Annotated in this window: 17 protein-coding genes; 12 read left to right on the top strand and 5 right to left on the bottom strand. The window is 58.6% G+C overall.

Features of this window, described 5'->3' with window-relative positions:
• Window positions 1-154: 154 nt before the first annotated feature.
• A complete protein-coding gene (locus HB662_RS28685; RefSeq protein ID WP_168055485.1) occupies window positions 155-1795 on the bottom strand; it encodes a type IV secretory system conjugative DNA transfer family protein in 1641 nt (546 codons plus the stop codon).
• Window positions 1796-1859: 64 nt separating this feature from the next.
• Here HB662_RS28685 and HB662_RS28680 point away from each other — a divergent pair, with 64 nt between their 5' ends.
• The 7 genes from HB662_RS28680 (at window position 1860) to HB662_RS28650 (ending at window position 6911) form a co-directional block, all read left to right on the top strand.
• A complete protein-coding gene (locus tag HB662_RS28680) occupies window positions 1860-2528 on the top strand; it encodes a hypothetical protein (RefSeq protein ID WP_168055483.1) in 669 nt (222 codons plus the stop codon).
• Between the two features lie 55 nt (window positions 2529-2583).
• Complete coding sequence (locus HB662_RS28675) at window positions 2584-3027, top strand: hypothetical protein (RefSeq protein ID WP_168055481.1); 444 nt, start codon at window positions 2584-2586, stop codon at window positions 3025-3027.
• A 236-nt stretch (window positions 3028-3263) separates the two neighbouring features.
• Window positions 3264-3518 (top strand): hypothetical protein, encoded by a 255-nt coding sequence (locus HB662_RS28670; protein ID WP_168055479.1) that lies wholly within the window; start codon window positions 3264-3266, stop codon window positions 3516-3518.
• Between the two features lie 202 nt (window positions 3519-3720).
• Window positions 3721-4245, top strand: coding sequence for a MerR family transcriptional regulator (locus tag HB662_RS28665; protein ID WP_168055477.1), 525 nt, complete (start codon window positions 3721-3723; stop codon window positions 4243-4245).
• Between the two features lie 211 nt (window positions 4246-4456).
• Window positions 4457-4816 carry a plasmid mobilization protein gene (locus HB662_RS28660; protein WP_168055475.1) on the top strand — a complete coding sequence of 120 codons (360 nt, stop codon included), beginning with the start codon at window positions 4457-4459 and terminating at the stop codon, window positions 4814-4816.
• Entirely contained in the window at window positions 4779-6143 is a 1365-nt protein-coding gene (locus HB662_RS28655; RefSeq protein WP_168055473.1) for a relaxase/mobilization nuclease domain-containing protein, read from the top strand. Before HB662_RS28660 ends, HB662_RS28655 begins: the two co-directional genes overlap by 38 nt.
• A gap of 93 nt (window positions 6144-6236) precedes the next feature.
• Window positions 6237-6911, top strand: coding sequence for a hypothetical protein (locus tag HB662_RS28650; protein ID WP_168055471.1), 675 nt, complete (start codon window positions 6237-6239; stop codon window positions 6909-6911).
• Here the strand turns inward: HB662_RS28650 and HB662_RS28645 are convergent.
• Both HB662_RS28645 and HB662_RS28640 read right to left on the bottom strand, forming a co-directional pair.
• Entirely contained in the window at window positions 6862-7641 is a 780-nt protein-coding gene (locus tag HB662_RS28645; RefSeq protein WP_168055469.1) for an FkbM family methyltransferase, read from the bottom strand. The genes HB662_RS28650 and HB662_RS28645 overlap by 50 nt on opposite strands.
• A 28-nt stretch (window positions 7642-7669) precedes the next feature.
• A complete protein-coding gene (locus HB662_RS28640; protein WP_168055467.1) occupies window positions 7670-8614 on the bottom strand; it encodes a replication protein RepA in 945 nt (314 codons plus the stop codon).
• 697 nt (window positions 8615-9311) lie between these two features.
• On the opposite strand from HB662_RS28640, the gene HB662_RS28635 reads away from it, so the two are divergent.
• The 4 genes from HB662_RS28635 (at window position 9312) to HB662_RS28620 (ending at window position 10971) form a co-directional block, all read left to right on the top strand.
• The gene (locus HB662_RS28635; RefSeq protein WP_168055466.1) at window positions 9312-9581 is read left to right on the top strand and encodes a BrnT family toxin; all 270 of its coding nucleotides are present in this window, start codon (window positions 9312-9314) and stop codon (window positions 9579-9581) included.
• Window positions 9568-9816, top strand: coding sequence for a BrnA antitoxin family protein (locus tag HB662_RS28630; RefSeq protein WP_168055465.1), 249 nt, complete (start codon window positions 9568-9570; stop codon window positions 9814-9816). The genes HB662_RS28635 and HB662_RS28630 overlap by 14 nt, the downstream gene beginning before the upstream one ends.
• 619 nt (window positions 9817-10435) lie before the next feature.
• Entirely contained in the window at window positions 10436-10681 is a 246-nt protein-coding gene (locus HB662_RS28625) for a type II toxin-antitoxin system ParD family antitoxin (protein ID WP_168055464.1), read from the top strand.
• Window positions 10678-10971 carry a type II toxin-antitoxin system RelE/ParE family toxin gene (locus HB662_RS28620; RefSeq protein WP_168055463.1) on the top strand — a complete coding sequence of 98 codons (294 nt, stop codon included), beginning with the start codon at window positions 10678-10680 and terminating at the stop codon, window positions 10969-10971. The genes HB662_RS28625 and HB662_RS28620 overlap by 4 nt, the downstream gene beginning before the upstream one ends.
• Window positions 10972-11048: 77 nt before the next feature.
• Here HB662_RS28620 and HB662_RS28615 read toward each other — a convergent pair whose 3' ends face one another.
• On the bottom strand, window positions 11049-11447 hold the full coding sequence (locus tag HB662_RS28615; RefSeq protein WP_168055462.1) for a VOC family protein: 399 nt from the start codon (window positions 11445-11447) through the stop codon (window positions 11049-11051).
• A 198-nt stretch (window positions 11448-11645) separates the two neighbouring features.
• Here HB662_RS28615 and HB662_RS28610 point away from each other — a divergent pair, with 198 nt between their 5' ends.
• Entirely contained in the window at window positions 11646-12245 is a 600-nt protein-coding gene (locus tag HB662_RS28610; protein ID WP_168055461.1) for a recombinase family protein, read from the top strand.
• Here the strand turns inward: HB662_RS28610 and HB662_RS28605 are convergent.
• Window positions 12215-13561, bottom strand: a complete 1347-nt coding sequence (locus HB662_RS28605; RefSeq protein WP_168055460.1) for a reverse transcriptase domain-containing protein — start codon at window positions 13559-13561, stop codon at window positions 12215-12217. The two genes, HB662_RS28610 and HB662_RS28605, sit on opposite strands and share 31 nt — an antisense overlap.
• Window positions 13562-13709: the final 148 nt, after the last annotated feature.

Genomic DNA, 13709 nt, shown 5'->3' with positions numbered 1-13709 from the left:
CGTTAGGCCCGTTCCGCTCAATCGAGACATTCGCCTCGCCGCTGCATTGTGCCCCATGCTCCCAGGTTACCCCGATAGCGCAGGCGCTCAACGCAAGAGTCCATTACCACCTATATACGATGTTGGACAGGTAACCGCAAGATGTTGTGTTGAGTCATGGCCTGTAGGGGTTAGCCTCCACCTGCGCCGCCCACTCCTTCCGCCGGAAGAAGGGCAGCACGTTTCCCCGCACCGGCCGCCCCTCCGGCCGTATAAGGATCTGGCGGTCGCGGCGCATGCCGCTCAGCTCCTCCGGACGGATCAGCGGCACGCCGGCGAGGCCGGTCGAGGTTTCGCCCTTCGCGCTGCGGTTCTCGGTGCGCACTGTCGTCTGGCCGAGCCAGTCCGAGAGTAGCCGCGCCTGCTCAGGGTCGGTGATACGGAAGAACTGCTTGTATTCAGCCGCCCCCATCAACCGCCGGAAGCCGTCCTGCCCGTACTCCTGGATGATCTGTCCGGGGTTTTGCGCAATCAGATGCGCTCGCAGGCCGGCTTCGCGAAATTGCTCAAGCGATGGCAGCAGGTTCGGCAGGTACTTGAACGCCGGAAACTCATCCATCAAGAGGACCGTCTCGCGCGCCCTGCCCGGCTTGCCGATCTGCTGCATGATCAGCGCGAGGGTCAGGTTCAGCCATTGCCGGTTATCGCTGATCAGGTGCTCGGGCGGGCAGATCAGATAGACCGTCATTGGCTTCTCGCCCTTGATGTCCGCGAGCTTGAACCCGTCCTTGCTGACATGCCGCGCGAGCAGCGAGCCGTCTTCATATACCTTCAGCGCCGTCGCGGCCGATCCCAGAATGCCGGCGAGCTGCGCCCCCGCCCCCATGGCGGCCATCCCTGAAAACTTGAACGCACCAGGCCGCAGCAAAACCTTGTCGCCGGACAGGGACTTGTCCACGGCCAACTTCTGCATTTCTTTGATCAGCAGCGGAGAGTTGTAAATCAGGGCATGCAGCGCCGGCAGCGTGCGCGGCTTGTCTGCATGAAAGGCCGCCTGGTAGAGCATTCCCCATTCCAGCAGCTCGCGCCCTTCCTGCTTGAAATAGTCGTCGTTGCCGACCGCACCTGGCGCGCTTGGCAGCAGCAACCCCGAGAGCGTCGCCGCCGCCGTTCGCGCGCCCGGCCCGTCCACGAGCTGCAACGGGTTGAATCCGTTGTCGCCCAGGTCGAGCCCGAAGTTCGGATCGCCCTTTAATTCGTCGCACCACGGGCTCAGCACGACGACCTGGCTGAATTCACCCCGCAGCCGCCTGGTTTGCGCCGTGATCGCTCCCTTGGGGTCGGTCACGATGACCGAGCCGGTGCGGTAGGTGATCAATGTCGGGATAATCAGGCCCGTCGTCTTGCCCGACCCCTGCGCCGCGATCGTCAGGCAATGCCCTTCGCCGTGCATGAAGATGTCCCTGCCCCGCAACTGGCCGAGGAACCGCCCGCCGGGTTTCAGCAGGCCGGCGCGGCGCAGCTCCCGCACCGAGGCGAAGCGCGCGCCGCCGAAAATGCGGGGAATGCCGCGGATCGCGTCCCACAGGCGACCGAACACCAGGCGAAGCAGCCGCGGGACGATGAACAGCACTGCTGCAATGAGGAGAGCCCGCCACCACCACTCCCACTGGCCCGGCGTCTGCTCCCACACCCAGGCAGCCGCGCGCCCCACGGCAAAGATGCATTGGAGAGTGAATTCAAAGGCCTGGTTGTATCCCCTCTCGAACTCGCTAACCCGATTCATTGCGCCCTTGCCATGCTTGGCAGCAACCAAGCATCTTTGCGACGCCGGTTCGACAGGAGTTTCAGCGCCGGCTTGTCAAAGGACCAGGGCCAGGATGTTCAAGCTGGATGAGTTCTTCCCGGTCGAAAGCATCGGACCGTTCATCGGCGGCGCGCTGATCTGGTTTGCCGCCAACTATCTCTTCATCGGCCCCGACATCATCGGCCCCCGTCTCGCCGCCAAATACTACATGCCGGCTTGCACTGCCGCCGTGACAGACGGCCGCCGTGTACGGGCCGAGCAGGTTGCGACCGCGCGGCGGGAGAGCGAAGCACAACTTCAGATCATGATGCAGGATCTAGCGCGGCAGGCGGGCAGCCAGGCGCAGGCCCAGCTCGGCGGCATCCTAGGCACGATCCTTGATGGCTATGGCCGGGAGGGCGCGGCCTTCCGGAATCGCTACGGCGGCCAGATGGATGGATGGCTTGGCGGCCTGATGGCCCCTGCCCTGCGCGCGCAGCTTCAGCAACGCTACCAGCAGGAGCGCAGCGCCCTGGCCGCCCTGTTCGACCGGGAGGAACGTGAGGCCAGGCGCGGCATCGTCCACGCCACGCCGGCGCAGTTCTGCGGCTGCGTTGTGTCGGAGGGGCTAAAGGACCGGATCGAGCTGGCCACCTTCACGGCCACGCTGCGCCTCTACACGCCCCAGACCATCCGCCGGCTTGAAGAGGGCACCATGGTCCAGAGCACGACGCCCGCCTGTGGGAGCGCGCCCATTGTCTGAGGGTGCACAGGCGCGGGAGTATTTCCGCCACGGACGCTTTCGCGTCACCGAGGACATGGTGCGGGCCCGCAACCGCTCCATCCAGCTTTCCACGATCGAGGGCGTGGAGGTGTCCCGCCCCCTCTTCCTCATGGCGATTGCCGGCTGCGCGGGCGCGATCGGGCTCAGCCTGATCTTCGGGGATCTTCTATACCTGCACGAAATCGCCCTGCTGCTCGTCCTCGGAGCCGGCACCCTGGCTCTGTCCTGGCACGTCGGCGCGCTGAAGGTCTTCAGCAAGCTCACCCGGCAGAACGGTTGGACGGTCCATTGGTGGATCGGTCCCCTGCGGCTGATGCGCGAGGCGGTGGAGAAGGCCATGGAGGATCGCTCCAGGCCGACTTCCCGCCCGGCCTATCATCATCCGCCCCCTTCACCGCCGGCGACGCCCCCACGGCCGTCCCCTGCCCCGCCAGACGACGACGCCACCATTCGCATCTTCCCCCAACGGCGGCCTTAGCGTCTTCGTGTCGGTTTGAGTTTTAGTGAGGGTTTCCCTCCTTGGATCGGGACAGCCTCCTATCCCAGCCATGACCAGGAGCATGCCGTAAACCCGGACTATGGGGTCAAGGCATCCACCCGTATCCCGCAAGCGGGAGCCCTCGGGCGGAGCCTCCTTGACCCCGTCCGTGCCCCCGGCACTTGCCCTGGCATTGGCTGGCATAGGGTCAGCCCAATAACCAAAGGAGAAAAACCATGTTCACCAAAACTCAAACCGACACGAAGACCGAAGCAAAGCCCGAGGGAAACGCCGAACGGCCCGGCTATCGCGCCTGGCTGGTGCTGGACAACACGACCGGGGGCGACCCCATCTGGACGGAGTTGACCGGCCTCTGGCCCACGCGGAAAGGCGGCCTGTCCGGAGCGATCCGTAAGCCCCTTCCCCAGCTCGCCGGGTTCGCCAACCCGCGCCTGGTGATCCTCCCCGCCAAGGACCGTCCGGCCGCATAGCCGCCCTGCCTGGAAGCCCTGCGGCACCGCCGTGGGGCTTTCGGCACGCCTCTTGCCCCTCGCCTGCCCTTCCTAGCGCCATTTCAGGAGGTTAGCCTGGTCTTTTAAGGGGGTTAGCTAGGTGTAAAAGTTGGGGGTAAACTAACCAGTTGCCTGAAAAAGATGCAGGCGGGGCAGGGGGTTGCATGGTAGGGTTAGCCTCATGAGCGAATTTATCCCTGGGCAACCCCACACATTTACCCTTGGCGAGGCCGCCAAAGCCGCCGGCGTCAGCAAGCCATCCTTGTCGAAAGCGATCAGCAGCGGGCGGATTTCTGCTGAACGCAAGCCGGACGGTTCCTACAGCATCCAGGCGGCAGAGCTGTTCCGGGCTTACCCCCAGCACGGCAAGGGCAACGGGGAAGGCAACCCATCAAATGACGCGACGCTAACGGGGGTTTCCCAAACAGCTAACCCCCAGTTAGCCGAGAGTGAAGCTAACGGGTTGCGTGAACAGTTAGCCACCGAGAAGGCCGAGCGCGAACGCGAGCGGCGGCAACTCACTGACCAGATCGAAGACCTGCGTAGCCGGCTCGACCGGGAGGGAGAGGACCGGCGGCGGCTTACGGCGATCCTGACTGACCAAAGAGCCAGGGCAGAACAGGCCGCGCCGCCATCATCACCAGCACCACCAGTAGAACCAGCCCCTCGAAGCCTGTGGCAAAACCTGTTCGGCTGGAGGGGTTAGGGCAGGGGTAAGCCGAGGGTAAGGGTCACCCGTTAGGGTCACATCGAGCCAAGGAAATCCGACGTTCATGGCGGGTTAGTCAGCAGAAAGTGTATGGTTAGCCAGATGTGTTTTTGTTACACAAAAACTCTGGTCAGAGGGCGGGAATGTCCCCCCTCTGAACTCCCCCAACGGCCCGAGAGGGCCATGAAAGCACGGCGCACCGAGAACCATGTCCCGCCCGAAGAAAGCCCCCGTAGACCGACGCGACGACCTCCTGGCCGTCCGTCTGACGTCGGGCGAGCGGGCCGAACTCGAACGGTCGGCCGGGGCTCTAGGGCTCACCGTGGCGGAGTTTATGCGCCGGCGGGCCCTGGGCTACCGCCTGCCGCCTCTCGACACCCAGACGCAGGCCATGGCCAGCCTGGCCGCCGCCCTGATGCCGATCGGCGTCAACCTCAACCAGCTCACTCGCACCGCCAACGCCGGCCGCCTCTTGCCTCACAGCATCGAGGAGCTGGCGACCCGCATCACCGCATTGTTGGATGGGTTCTATGGTCCCGGCGCTGACGAACGGGGGCCGCAGCTTTAAAGGCGCGGCCCTCTACTATCTGCACGACAAGCGCCAGGACGGCGAAGCTGAGCGGCTGACCTCGGACCGAGTTGCCTGGACGCACACCGTCAATTTACCGACCGAGGATTCCGACCGCGCCTGGCGGATGATGGCCACGACCGCGATGAAGGCCGACGAGCTGAAAGCGGCGGCAGGGGTGAAGAGCACCGGCCGGAAGCTGACCAAGCCCCTCACGGCCTACTCGCTGTCCTGGCACCCGAGCGAGGAGCCGACCCAGGCGCAGCAGATCGAAGCCGCGAAAGAGACGCTGCATCTCCTTGGCTTGGCGGAGCACCAGGCGCTGATCGTCTGCCACAATGACGAGCCGCACCCCCACGTCCACGTCATCGTCAACCGCGTCCATCCATCGGAAGGGAAGGCGGCAACCCTCTCGAAATCGAAGCTCATCCTGTCGGAATGGGCCCTGGCCTATGAGCAAAAGCACGGGAAGATCTTCTGCCCCGAGCGGGAGGCCAACCAGGCCAAGCGGCTTGAGGGCGAATATGTCCGCGATTCCCGCATTGCCCGGCCCACCCATGAATTCGCTAAGGCCGTTGCCAACGACAGCATCACCACGACTTTCACCAAGGTCGAGCAGGCCCAGCAGGACGCGCAGCTCGCCGCCTTCGGCCGGTCGATGCACGAGGCCCACACCAAGCAATGGGAGGGCGTGAAACGCACCTACCGGGACGCCAAGGCCAAGCTGTACGGCCGCGCCGATGAGCGGAAGGAACAGCGCAAGGACGCGGTCAAGGAGGCCTACCGGCCGCAATGGCGTGAGCTGTTCCGCCAGCAGCTTGCGGAGCGCAGCGCCTTCGAAGGGCGGGAGTCGTCGGTTCTGGGCAAGGTCTGGAACATGGCCCAGACCGCCCGCGAGCTGCGCCGGCGCGACATCGGCCAGGTCAGCCCCATGGCGCTGCTATGGGGCGTCGTCAGCAAGACGGAGCGGACCAACACCCTGGGCCGAAAGCAGGAGCGGGGCCGGCGTGATCTGGCCGCCAAGGCGCGCGCCGCCGAACGCCGGCAGCAGGAGCATATCCGGCAGCAGACGAAGGAAAAGGCCGACCAGCTCCGCAAGGACTTCCTCAAGGAATGCGCCTTGCTGCGGGAGGTGCAGGCCAAGCAGCAGGCAGAGCTGAAAGCGGCATGGGCGCGGCGCAACGCCGAGCGCAAAGCCGCCTTCGCGCCGCTGCGGGAAAAGATCGAGGGCTGGGACGTGCTGGAAGAAATCGGCCGACGCAGCCGCCAGCAAAGTCAGGGCATCACGCGCAGCATGCAGCGGGGCAGGGGGGCGGGCATGCGGTAGGAGCGATTGAATTTAAGCATTGTTTCGTTTCGGTATTGCCGTTTTTAAGCCTGCGTGCCTCTTCTAGCACGATCACGGGAGACACGACATTCCATGCCAGTGTCAGCAGAAAAAAGCCCAGAACTGCAGTTCTCTTTGGCGTTGGAAGAGCTAAAAGCTCGATATACAGAAATAGGGCTATTAAATACCCAGTTGCAGGCGGTCAATACAATGGCTGTCACAGTGATTGCCGGCATAAGCGGGCTGATAGGTTGGAAGTTCACCGATCCGACCGTTTCTGGCATAGGAATATTGGTGCGGAATATAGAAATACGGCTCGTCCTCGCTTTCGTGGCCACGATATTTTTGTCTCTACTCCTTCTGAAGCAGTTTCTGCAAGGACGAATGTCAAGACAGGCATCGTACATAGAGCAGGTGCTGCGTCCGAAGTTCGCATTGATTCTTGCAGTCGAATTAAAGGACGTTCTCTCCTATGAGAGTTACATCGGAAAACTTCGCGTCGATTTTCTCAATCAGCGCGCCGTCATAGGGGCGATAATTTACGATAATCTTATATTCGCGATTCCCTATTTCGGGCTTGTATCCGTGATCATATATGGCGCTTTCGCAGAAAAATCGAAGATCGAGATAGTGATTTACGCCATAATGTTTTCGTACGGAATCTGGCGATGGATATTCATTTCTGGAATCTGGAAGCCATTTAATTCGAAATTGTCCCTTAATCAACAGGATAAAAATAATAGTCCTGATCAAGCATCCCAGCCTTAGATATTATCCGGAAATTATAACCGAGGGTTTTTATGTAGGCCGGAAGCGTTTTTTTGTTATTGCGGTTTATTTCAACGATTATGTGAGGTTTGTTTTTCCTTATGAAGTTGAGGCCGCCTGAAATTATCAAATCTTCTGTGCCTTCCACATCACATTTGATCAAGAAAGGACCAGACAAGGATTGTGTATAGGAGTCCAAGGTCACGCCCTGCACAGGACTCACATCTCTGCTTTGTGAAAAAAAGTTTTCCGAGTAATTCTTTCCCGCATACACAAGTGTTGTGCTGCCGGTTTTTCCTGTGACATTATCCGCAAAAAAATCGACCTTCCCACTGTGATCGCCGACAGCCAGTTCGTTAATAATTAAATTCTTTGCTCCAAGCCTCTTTGCCGTTTTTGACAATATCCGGACATTGTGCCGGTCTGGCTCGAAAAGATGGCAAGTCGTACCCGGTGATTTAGCGTGCACAAGCCAAGTATAAAATCCAATATTTGCGCCAATATCGAAAAAATGCCGGAATTCAATTTGATCGATTAAGCCAAGGAGGCATTGCTGCACTTCCTCTTCCACAGCATATGATCGGGTAAACAATTCTTGGGTATTTCTAAGGGGGTCGATATAGATTGAGAAAGGCAGTTCCTTTAGTTTATAGGGAACAAGTGGGTGCCATCTCGCCAGAGCCCAATCTGCGATCCGGAGCTTACGCAGGCGATTTAAGGTGCCTTCCATTTCTCATTCCCTCTGCTGTTGCGGACATTTATTTTTTCGATCCTATGCCTAGGAACTGTTTTTTTGCTATGGGAGGCGGCGAAGCGTAAAGGAACATTCCTTCGCCGGTTATGTCCAGTTTGGCAGCCGGGTATACTGTGCAGACTTGACGCAGGGCCACTACGAACACCTGACGAAACTTTGGCAGGCTCTTGTGATCCGGGCCGAATTGTTCCTTGACCAAAGGCCAGGGGATGAAGTGGCGGCCGGGAGCAGGGATGCGGTGCAGCCGTTGCGAAAGCCAGGCGTAAATATCGAGGGCCATGGCCGAGTGAGTGAGGGCCGCCACAGCGTTCTCATCAAGCGGGACGGCGTGGGCTTGCAGGCTGGCGAAATAGTCGGCCGAGAGCTGCACCGTGGACGGCCATAGGACGCGTTGCCGGCCGTCCTTTGGAAACCACAGGTCGAAGCCGCTCACTACCTTGGCATCGATCTGGAAGCTTCCCTGCGGTCCGGTGAAGGCCATGCGGATCAGCGCGGCCGAGAGTGCGCCCACTTGGTCCTTGATGCTGCGGACGGTCCGCCCGCCATCATCGAGGCCCAGACGTTTGACGAACTGCGTCAGGCTGTCGCCTACGTCCACCTCTGCCGACCTGGTGCGAATGGCCTCACTGTTTAGGTGCATCATGATCAGTCTTGCCTTGGGACCCCAAGGCAGGCCGAGCTGGACCCACTCCCCGGATTCCGGATCAAGGGCACGGCCGGCCTCGATGAGCAGGGCGGCGTTGCCTTGCCGGCGCTTCCAGTCACGCACCTCTGCGCCAGGATCGCGGTAGGGCAAGGCGGTCTGGCAGAGAATCGAATGCTGGTAGGTGATTTCGGACGGGGCGTCGGCCAAACGGCCGGCCGTGTCGATGATACGGCTTTGAATCAGCGTCAAACCGGAGACGGCTGGCCGGCCTTGCTTGGTGCGTTTGCGCTGATCGTTGAACACGAGTCTTACCCTCTTCCCGGCCACGCTGCCGGAAGAGGGGGCCGCAGCGCAACAGACACCGCGCAGGCGAGGCAAAGTTATCCACAAAACGAGTGTATTGAATCACTTATCCACGGGCACTTTGGTACGCCAGTCACGGGCACATTGGTACGTAAAGGCACGGGCACATTGGTACGTAAACCTATATATGTAGATTCCTATAGTATCCTATAGTTGGTGCGGGAAAACGGGGAAAACTCGAGGGGAAGCGTTCTACTGTCATTTTGGGGCGCAAGTGTCGATAGGCCCCTGTTATTGTTGTTCCGGGGCAGATCGGAATCAGGCTACGCCCGATAAGCTTTTTTTAAAGGTCTGGGGCTCCGCCCCATCCCGACCATGCGCGATCATACCGACGTGCTCGCTCCGTCAACCCCGCTCGCCATGCTCGCCCTACGGGCTGCGCGTGGCTCCGCGCCGCTACGCGGTCGGCCTACGGCCGAGGGTTTGACTTCCGCTGCGCGCGACCGGTGATGCTGATGCATGGTCGGGACGAGGAACATGGTTCTCTCGCCTCCGGCGGGGCCGAACAAGGAACGTGCTTAGGGATAGGGAAGGATTGGTCATGACCGGCACCCAGACGGGTATCAGTTTTGTCTACGAGGCCGCAAAGCGGGAAATCTTGACATGTACATACAAATTGTAGTAGTCTGAATTATAGATGTTTGAGTGGGACGAAGAGAAAAGCGCCGCGAACCTTATAAAACACGGGATCAGCTTCGAAGAAGCCATCCTGATTTTTGACGGCGATATTTTGTCCTGGATAGACGGACGGCTCGATTACGGAGAGACGCGAACAATCAGCATCGGGTTGATCCGAGGCCTTGTCGCTGTTGCTGTGGTGCATACAGACCGCAACGGGACGACCCGAATTATATCGGCGAGATTGGCGAGCCGCCGGGAAAGGAAACTATACAATGACCATCGATAAAAAAAGGCTGGAAGAGTTAGCCGCGCGTCGCGACGATCAGATCGATTACAGCGACATCCCAGAGCTGGACGAGAACTTCTGGAAGAACGCGCAGCTCGTGCAACCAGATCGCACAAAGTCTGTGACGCTACGCGTCAAGCAGTCTGTTCTTGAAGCCTTCCAGGCACAGGGCAAGGGCTACCAGACGCGCATGAACGCCGTCCTGGAAACTTATGCGAGGTCGCTCACCAAGTAGGAAATTATGGCCCCGAAGAACCCCTATATCGGATCGTCTTTCGACAGCTTTCTAAAGGAAGAAGGCATGTATGAGAACGCAAATGCCCAGGCAAGCCTGGCTTGAAGCGCTGCGGGGTGACCGGCAAGGGCAATAACGAGAAACGACCAGCCCTGTTGAAGACTGGCCGTCATTTCCGAGCGCGGACTATCCATCCCTGGGTTCCGCGCTCGCATTCTACCAGGTCATTTCAAAAGAACCATCATTTTTGAGCCCTGTATCCTCGGGGGGTTCGGGGGGCAGACAGCCCCCCGAGGGGGTATGCGTCGTGGATTGGTTTTGAAGTGTGCTCCGTACAAAATCAGGACTTCGGAGGCGGCCGGCGACGCAGTTCGCGTATCAGGGTTGCTACCGCTGTGAGAACGGCGGCCATGCCATAAAGAATATCGTGCAGATTGCTCACTGAAGGACTCCTTGCTCTAGCAAGATTATGAATACCAGAGCCGAAGCAAGCACTTTCCTCATTTCGTCCTGAGCCTTAGTGCATAAATCAAGACTTCTGCAAATTGGCTGAGCGCTCTGCGACCAGTGGCGCCGTACCAAAATTTGGTATATACTGGTACATGAGGAGGCCAAAGCTATGTCCCGCAACACATCCATTTCGCTAGGCGATCACTTCGCCAGCTTCATCGACCAGCAGGTGCAGGGTGGTCGGTATGGGTCTGCCAGTGACGTTGTGCGGGCAGGCTTGCGACTGTTGGAGGAACGCGAGAGCGCATTGCGAGCGCTCCGCGCCGCGCTGATCGAGGGAGAAGAGTCAGGCCCTCCAACCTCTTTCGACTTCGACGCCTTCGTGGCCCGCAGACGTCAGCCCCATCCGGAATGAACGGTTTCGTCCTATCTCCTGCCGCTCAGGCCGACATAGCCAGTATCTGGGACTACACCGCCGAGAGATGGGGCGACGAACAGGCTGAGCGCTACGTGCTGGCGATCCGCGACGCCTGCCAGCAGCTTGCGGCAGGGACTAAGACCAGCCGCCCGGCTGATGACATCCGAGCCGGGTACCGGAAAGCGGCTGTCGGATCGCATGTCCTGTTCTTCCGCTTCATGGACGCCGGGACGCTCAACATCGTCCGCGTGCTGCATCAGCGCATGGACCTCCCCGAGCATCTTTGACACGCCAGAGCGTCGTCTGTGCGTGCGTGATAACCACCATTATGGAAGCTGGCTATTAGTTAGTAATCTTTGTGAAATCACTTTGGGAAGTGAATGCCGCAAAGCTTATTGCCATCAGGATCACGAACGTAAGCTAGCTCGATCGTGCCCATGGAAGCTGTCTCCCGGGGTCCGGGGGGAGCCTCTATCGACGTACCGCCGGACGCTACCGCAACATCGTGAAACTGCTTTACCTGCTCAGGCGAGTTGCACTGGAACGCAACGGTGCCACCATTGGCGACGGTTGCAGGCTCGTCGTTGATGGGCTGAGTGACGATAAAGGCGGTACCATCCTGACCACTGTAGATAAGCCGGGTATGACCACTATCGGCCACGTTCAGCGTCGCTTCTCCCACCCCAAGGGTGCCGAGGACGGTGTCGTAAAAGCGCTTGGACCGATCAATGTCGTTGGACCCGACCATGGTGTGGAACAGCATGCATATTTTCCTACTTGGACGCGTCATCATCTCACGTCACCTGTGTTCCCAACAGTAGCGGAAATTCGACGCCAGGTACCCCGATTAGCGATGAGCAATATGACGGACGATGACCGTCTGTTGTGCGTTGCATAAATTAAGACTTTTGCAAATTTCTCTGGAGCCAACGTCTCCAATGAGTTACGCTTTGCAAAAGATATGACCGAAACTGACCCCCAAAACCGCGCCATCGGCTACGCCCGCGTCAGCACCTATGGCCAGACCCTCGACGCCCAGCTTGATGAGCTGAAGGCGGCGGGCTGCGCCACCATCTACCGGGAGAAGGCGACCGGCGCGAAGGTCGAGCGGCGCGAGCTGCAACGCATGCTGAAGCGCCTGGACGCCGGCGACGTGGTGACCGTCACCCGGATAGACCGCCTGGCGCGCTCCACCTTCGACCTATTCTCGATCGTCAGAAGCATCGTGGACGCCGGCGGGCAGTTCCGGTCACTGGCCGAGCCGTGGGCTGACAGCGCCACCAGCACCGGCCGCCTCATGCTCGCCGTGCTGGGCGGCCTGGCCGACGTGGAGCGGGATCTTATCAGGGTGCGCACGGCAGAGGGCAGGAGCCGTGCCAAGACGCGCGGGCAGCATATGGGCCGCCCGTCTGCCCTGACCGCCCAGCAGGCCGCAGAGGCCCGGCAACGCCGCCGCGACGGCGCAACGCTCAAGGAGCTGGCGGCCAGCTACAACGTGAGCCAGGCGACGATTTCCCGACTTTCCAAAAATTATTCCCAAGGCGGAGTGCGGGAATCTTGATCTGCTTCTACAGAACTATTTATAACTGAAGCAGGTAAAATAGGCGGCGCAGATTTTGGCCATGCAAAAGACGTCAGCTCAATCTGCGAGATAGCCTCTATTCCGAGCAGGTTCCATTTTCGGGAATCAGTGCTGATGGATACTTCATCACGATAGGCCGCCAAATATTCCCTGATGAGCGACAGAATTCTTTCGTCCAGTCGGCGCAAGCATTCTCTATCATTGCAAAATTTATAATGCTTCCCCCACCCCTGCATAATTCCGCTAATTTTGTTGAGGGTTTTAAGGAGAGATTCGTTCTTGCCTACTTCTCCGGTCTTCCGCGTCGATCGAAAAACTCGTTTGCTTTCCTGAATTGTCTTTTCGACAGACGCAATCATGCGCGCTTGGGATTTGCTGCTCGGTCTGATGAAGCCATTGACTAATTCAATGCCCAAGAAATCAAACCCCGCAGTCACGGACGCCTTCATAGTTTTTTTGTGCGACGTATCCATGCCAAGGCCTTTGAGGATATGAAGGGCCTTGCTGTATGCGTTCTCGGCTACACTTTTGTTGGGTGCTATTATAATAAAATCGTCTATGTATCTTATGCACCTAACGTCCTTATCTTTGTTTAATTCTTTGTCGAAGTCGTACAGGATGATGTTCCCCAAAAGTGGAGATAAAGAATTCCCTTGGGCTACGCCAATGTCTTCAATTGGAAATGCTTTTGCGGACTCTCTAAGTTGAGCCATATTCTCCAGCTCAACAGCAATTGCCTTGGAAAATATGTCCATAAAGCCGTCCATCTGCACAGCATCAGAAACGATGCGAGTCACAGATGATTTGGGTATTTTAGTAAAGAAGCTCGTTATATCTGAACGGATGATGAACTTTCCTCCGTTACCGATAGCATCTAATACTGCCTGAATTGCGGCCGGGACGGCAGAAATATTGTCCTCTTTGTCCTTTTTTACGCCGCCAAAGCTGTGGGGGGTGCGAACATATACCTGAATTTTAGGAATGGTAATTAGAACATCATGTATGGCACGTTGAACAACGCGAGATTCCACTTTCGCCACCACCAAGGGGCGAAAAATACTTTTATCCTTCGGGTCTTTGGGTATTTTTACGCCTTTTGCCGGAGGAAACTTAAACGTTCCTTTTTGCAGATGCCGGCTAATTCTTCTTAGGTTATTTTGTAGATCGGATGCGAAAGCGGCAACCTCGTTTCGTGTGTCCTCAGACTTGGAGGATCGAGCATTTCGCTGTATAGCAAGCCACGCTTTTTCCAGCGTTTTTTGACGTCTTATATCGAGAAAATAGTTCTTTTCCATCAAGATGCCTTTGGGGCCTGTTGGTAAGCCTGCCCGCCCGACATTGCTCTGTCCTCAGCGAAGGTGCCGTTAGGCCCGTTCCGCTCAATCGAGACATTCGCCTCGCCGCTGCATTGTGCCCCATGCTCCCAGGTTACCCCGATAGCGC

It is taken from the genome of Falsiroseomonas frigidaquae (assembly GCF_012163145.1).
In the GTDB taxonomy this organism is placed as follows: domain Bacteria; phylum Pseudomonadota; class Alphaproteobacteria; order Acetobacterales; family Acetobacteraceae; genus Falsiroseomonas; species Falsiroseomonas frigidaquae.
The sequence above is the reverse complement of the archived record's forward strand: the minus strand, read 5'-3'. Positions and strand labels throughout refer to the sequence as shown.

Coding starts and splice junctions, on each gene's coding strand:
- HB662_RS28680 (WP_168055483.1), top strand. CDS start 1,860: ATGTTCAAGCTGGATGAGTTCTTCCCGGTCGAAAGCATCGGACCGTTC.
- HB662_RS28675 (WP_168055481.1), top strand. CDS start 2,584: ATGGTGCGGGCCCGCAACCGCTCCATCCAGCTTTCCACGATCGAGGGC.
- HB662_RS28670 (WP_168055479.1), top strand. CDS start 3,264: ATGTTCACCAAAACTCAAACCGACACGAAGACCGAAGCAAAGCCCGAG.
- HB662_RS28665 (WP_168055477.1), top strand. CDS start 3,721: ATGAGCGAATTTATCCCTGGGCAACCCCACACATTTACCCTTGGCGAG.
- HB662_RS28660 (WP_168055475.1), top strand. CDS start 4,457: ATGTCCCGCCCGAAGAAAGCCCCCGTAGACCGACGCGACGACCTCCTG.
- HB662_RS28655 (WP_168055473.1), top strand. CDS start 4,779: ATGGTCCCGGCGCTGACGAACGGGGGCCGCAGCTTTAAAGGCGCGGCC.
- HB662_RS28650 (WP_168055471.1), top strand. CDS start 6,237: ATGCCAGTGTCAGCAGAAAAAAGCCCAGAACTGCAGTTCTCTTTGGCG.
- HB662_RS28645 (WP_168055469.1), bottom strand. CDS start 7,641: ATGGAAGGCACCTTAAATCGCCTGCGTAAGCTCCGGATCGCAGATTGG.
- HB662_RS28635 (WP_168055466.1), top strand. CDS start 9,312: ATGTTTGAGTGGGACGAAGAGAAAAGCGCCGCGAACCTTATAAAACAC.
- HB662_RS28630 (WP_168055465.1), top strand. CDS start 9,568: ATGACCATCGATAAAAAAAGGCTGGAAGAGTTAGCCGCGCGTCGCGAC.
- HB662_RS28625 (WP_168055464.1), top strand. CDS start 10,436: ATGTCCCGCAACACATCCATTTCGCTAGGCGATCACTTCGCCAGCTTC.
- HB662_RS28620 (WP_168055463.1), top strand. CDS start 10,678: ATGAACGGTTTCGTCCTATCTCCTGCCGCTCAGGCCGACATAGCCAGT.
- HB662_RS28615 (WP_168055462.1), bottom strand. CDS start 11,447: ATGCTGTTCCACACCATGGTCGGGTCCAACGACATTGATCGGTCCAAG.
- HB662_RS28610 (WP_168055461.1), top strand. CDS start 11,646: ATGACCGAAACTGACCCCCAAAACCGCGCCATCGGCTACGCCCGCGTC.
- HB662_RS28605 (WP_168055460.1), bottom strand. CDS start 13,561: ATGGAAAAGAACTATTTTCTCGATATAAGACGTCAAAAAACGCTGGAA.